The sequence below is a fragment of the Sporomusa sp. genome (assembly GCF_035561255.1).
Classification (GTDB): domain Bacteria; phylum Bacillota; class Negativicutes; order Sporomusales; family Sporomusaceae; genus Sporomusa.
The window spans coordinates 1-3,132 of record NZ_DATMXX010000327.1 but is presented as its reverse complement, the minus strand read 5'-3'; the positions used below and the strand labels follow the sequence as shown (position 1 = coordinate 3,132).

At 44.8% G+C, this 3,132-nt stretch carries 5 protein-coding genes; 4 read left to right on the top strand and 1 reads right to left on the bottom strand.

Features of this window, described 5'->3' with window-relative positions; all coding sequences use genetic code 11:
* Positions 1 to 57: 57 nt before the first annotated feature.
* The 4 genes from VN379_RS18045 to hpf all read left to right on the top strand — a co-directional run bounded on the left by VN379_RS18045 (position 58) and on the right by hpf (position 2,475).
* Positions 58 to 723, top strand: coding sequence for an amino acid ABC transporter permease (locus VN379_RS18045; protein WP_325536355.1), 666 nt, complete (start codon positions 58 to 60; stop codon positions 721 to 723).
* Complete coding sequence (locus VN379_RS18040) at positions 710 to 1,429, top strand: amino acid ABC transporter ATP-binding protein (protein ID WP_325536353.1); 720 nt, start codon at positions 710 to 712, stop codon at positions 1,427 to 1,429. Before VN379_RS18045 ends, VN379_RS18040 begins: the two co-directional genes overlap by 14 nt.
* A 100-nt stretch (positions 1,430 to 1,529) precedes the next feature.
* The gene (locus VN379_RS18035) at positions 1,530 to 1,730 is read left to right on the top strand and encodes a cold shock domain-containing protein (protein WP_084574156.1); all 201 of its coding nucleotides are present in this window, start codon (positions 1,530 to 1,532) and stop codon (positions 1,728 to 1,730) included.
* A 202-nt stretch (positions 1,731 to 1,932) separates the two neighbouring features.
* Entirely contained in the window at positions 1,933 to 2,475 is a 543-nt protein-coding gene (gene hpf / locus VN379_RS18030; protein WP_325536351.1) for a ribosome hibernation-promoting factor, HPF/YfiA family, read from the top strand.
* Between the two features lie 168 nt (positions 2,476 to 2,643).
* Here hpf and VN379_RS18025 read toward each other — a convergent pair whose 3' ends face one another.
* Positions 2,644 to 2,874 (bottom strand): hypothetical protein, encoded by a 231-nt coding sequence (locus VN379_RS18025; RefSeq protein ID WP_325536349.1) that lies wholly within the window; start codon positions 2,872 to 2,874, stop codon positions 2,644 to 2,646.
* Between the last annotated feature and the right edge of the window lie 258 nt (positions 2,875 to 3,132).

The window sequence follows — 3,132 nt, the reverse complement described above, 5'->3', positions numbered from 1 at the left end:
ATATAATTGTCATGTGATTTTATGCAACCTTATACATTTTAATTAAGGGTGAGGAATTTGAATTTTGATTTTGATTTAATTATCAATTCGTTTCCGCTGCTCCTCCTGGGGGCCGGTGTTACCGTGCAGATTTCTGCAATTAGTGTTAGTTTTGGCCTGCTTATCGGGATGTTTGTCGGGATGGCCCGCCTGTCGCAGATCTGGGCGGTTAAAACACTTGCTTCCTTGTACGTGGACTTTATCCGGGGGACTCCGCTGCTGGTGCAGATTTTTCTGATTTACTTCGCCTTGCCGCTGGTGGTTGGACAGCGAATTGATCCGTTTATTGCCGCTATTACGGCCTGTAGTGTTAACAGCGGAGCCTATGTGGCCGAGATTTTCCGCTCTGGGATTCAGTCCATTGACAAGGGACAAATGGAGGCCGGCCGGTCGCTGGGCATGACCTGGGCCCAGACAATGCGCTACATCATTCTGCCACAGGCCTTTAAGCGTATTATTCCGCCTCTTGGCAACGAGTTTATTGCTATGCTGAAGGATTCATCCCTGGTGTCGGTAATCGGCTTTGAAGAGCTCACACGGCGCGGACAGCTCATTATTGCCCGAACCTACGGCTCTTTTGAGATTTGGCTTACAGTGGCTTTTATTTACCTTGTTATGACCTTTACCATATCCCGCCTTGTGGATTATCTCGAGCGGAGGTACAAGACAGATGATAAGCATTAAAAATCTTCATAAAAAATTTGGCAAATTGCATGTTCTCAAAGGCGTAAATACTCATATCAGCGAGCAGGAGGTTGTTGTCATTATCGGTCCCAGCGGCTCAGGTAAGAGTACACTGCTGCGTTGTATGAACTACCTGGAAGAGCCAACTGAGGGCGAGATTATTGTTGACGGTATTCCTCTTACCAATGAGGCGAATATAAATAAAGTCCGGGAAGAAGTCGGCATGGTTTTTCAGCGCTTTAACCTGTTCCCTCATATGACAGTATTGCAGAATATCTCGCTGGCCCCGATTAAAGTCCGAAACTTGCCGCGCGCTGAAGCGGAAAAGATAGCCAGTAATTTACTTGAAAAAGTGGGGCTTTCTGATAAGGCGAATGTTTACCCTGAGCAACTGTCCGGTGGTCAGCAGCAGCGGGTAGCCATTGCCCGGGCACTGGCGATGAAACCGAAAGTGATGCTGTTTGACGAACCTACCTCAGCCCTTGATCCAGAAATGATTAAAGAGGTTTTGGATGTAATGAAAACCCTGGCCAATGAGGGCATGACCATGGCTGTTGTTACCCATGAAATGGGGTTTGCCCGCGAGGTGGGTGACCGGGTACTCTTTATGGATGAAGGCCGGATCGTTGAAGAAGGTACGCCGGACGAGGTCTTTTTGCATGCCAGGGAAGAACGGACGCAGGCATTCCTCTCGAAGATACTATAGGCACAAGGGTGGTCGCGTTGACATTGCTGTAAATATATGTTATACTTCCACTTGTGACTGCAAAAAGGCAGTCTGTAGTTTATCTTAGGAGGAGTTTCACATGATTGGTAAAGTTAAGTGGTTTAGCGCAGAAAAAGGTTACGGATTCATTGAGAGAGAAGATGGCGGCGACGTATTCGTACACTTCTCGGCTATTCAGGATCAAGGTTTCAAGACCCTGAATGAGGGCCAACAAGTTGAATTTGAAATCGTTGATGGTGCTCGCGGACCGCAAGCCAGCAACGTTTATAAAGCTCAATAAGAATATAAACCACACATAAATTATACCCGGCGATATTTATATCGCCGGGTTTTAATTTTATTTAAACCAGGGCAAATGAAGAAGTTTCGGGAATTGTGTAAAAAAATCTGAACAAAAACAGAAAGTATGATTTTTTAGACAGGAATTTTTAAAAAAATAGGGAATATTAAATATATAGGATCTAGGAAAGGGGATGGGTAGTATGGCAATTACAGTACGTGGAAAAAATATCGAAATTACAACAGCACTAAAAGATTATGTCGCCAAACGCGTTGGTAAAGTCACTAAGTATTTTGACGGTGCCAGCATGGGCGAGATTACTGCAATCCTCACTGTTAATAAAGGCCGGCACATTGTTGAGGTTACTGTGCCCATCAATGGAATACTTCTCCGGGGCGAAGAATCTACAGCAGATATGTACACCTCCATAGACCTGGTCATTGAGAAACTAGAAAAACAAATTGAGAAATATAAGACTAAACTGTCCCGCAAGTTAAAGAGCGGCAGCTTCAAAACAGATTTGATACCGGCTGCAGCGCCAGCCCAGCCAGCCAGCGAAGACGAGTTTTCCATTGTTAAAACCAAGCGGTTTGCTGTTAAACCGATGGATGCCGACGAAGCTGTTATGCAGATGAATCTAATCAACCATGATTTCTTTGTTTTTATGAATTCAGATACCGAGGAGGTCAATGTCGTATACCGTCGTAAAGATGGACAATACGGTTTAATTGAGCCTGAGTTCTAATGTGTATATTCCGCATTAAAGAAGTTTGCAGGCGCAGGCGGATGATGCATTGACAACGCTCCACCGCTGGCGCTTGACTTCCGCTTTTGCCAACACACCACCCGCCTGCAAAACTTTATCGCGTTGTATACAGAAAAAGAACGAGCCGGGTATATATACCCGGCTCGTTTAAATTTGCCGCTGTGTCCGCAGCTCCGAGCGGCGTTTAATAATAATCTCAGCTAGTGATGCCGACTCCATTTCCAGTGCTTTTTGAGCAAACTCCTGTCTGGTAAACAGACCTTTCTCGATTAGGAGTTCAATTAGTACCGCGATTGCCAGTGTGTTTTTGTAATCGACATCTTTAAGGTCAGCAAGTTGGCCGGCAACATCTAATATATTCAGAACATCATGACTCATGATAACCCTCCCACAGGGACGAAACCCTTACACCTTTTATCCGATGACTAACCCGCTCTAAGATTCCCGTCTTTCCATAAATGGGAGTTAAGAGCGGATAAGTCCCTGGATAAGTGCGACTTAGCTTCAGATGGGGGGTTAAAACCCCAGCTGAAGCTAAGTCTACTTTATTAATAGTATGCACGACCAGGCCTAAAATTAAACCATTTAATGGATAATTTCATGAGAGTGAAATAAATAACTTGTTCAGATTATTCC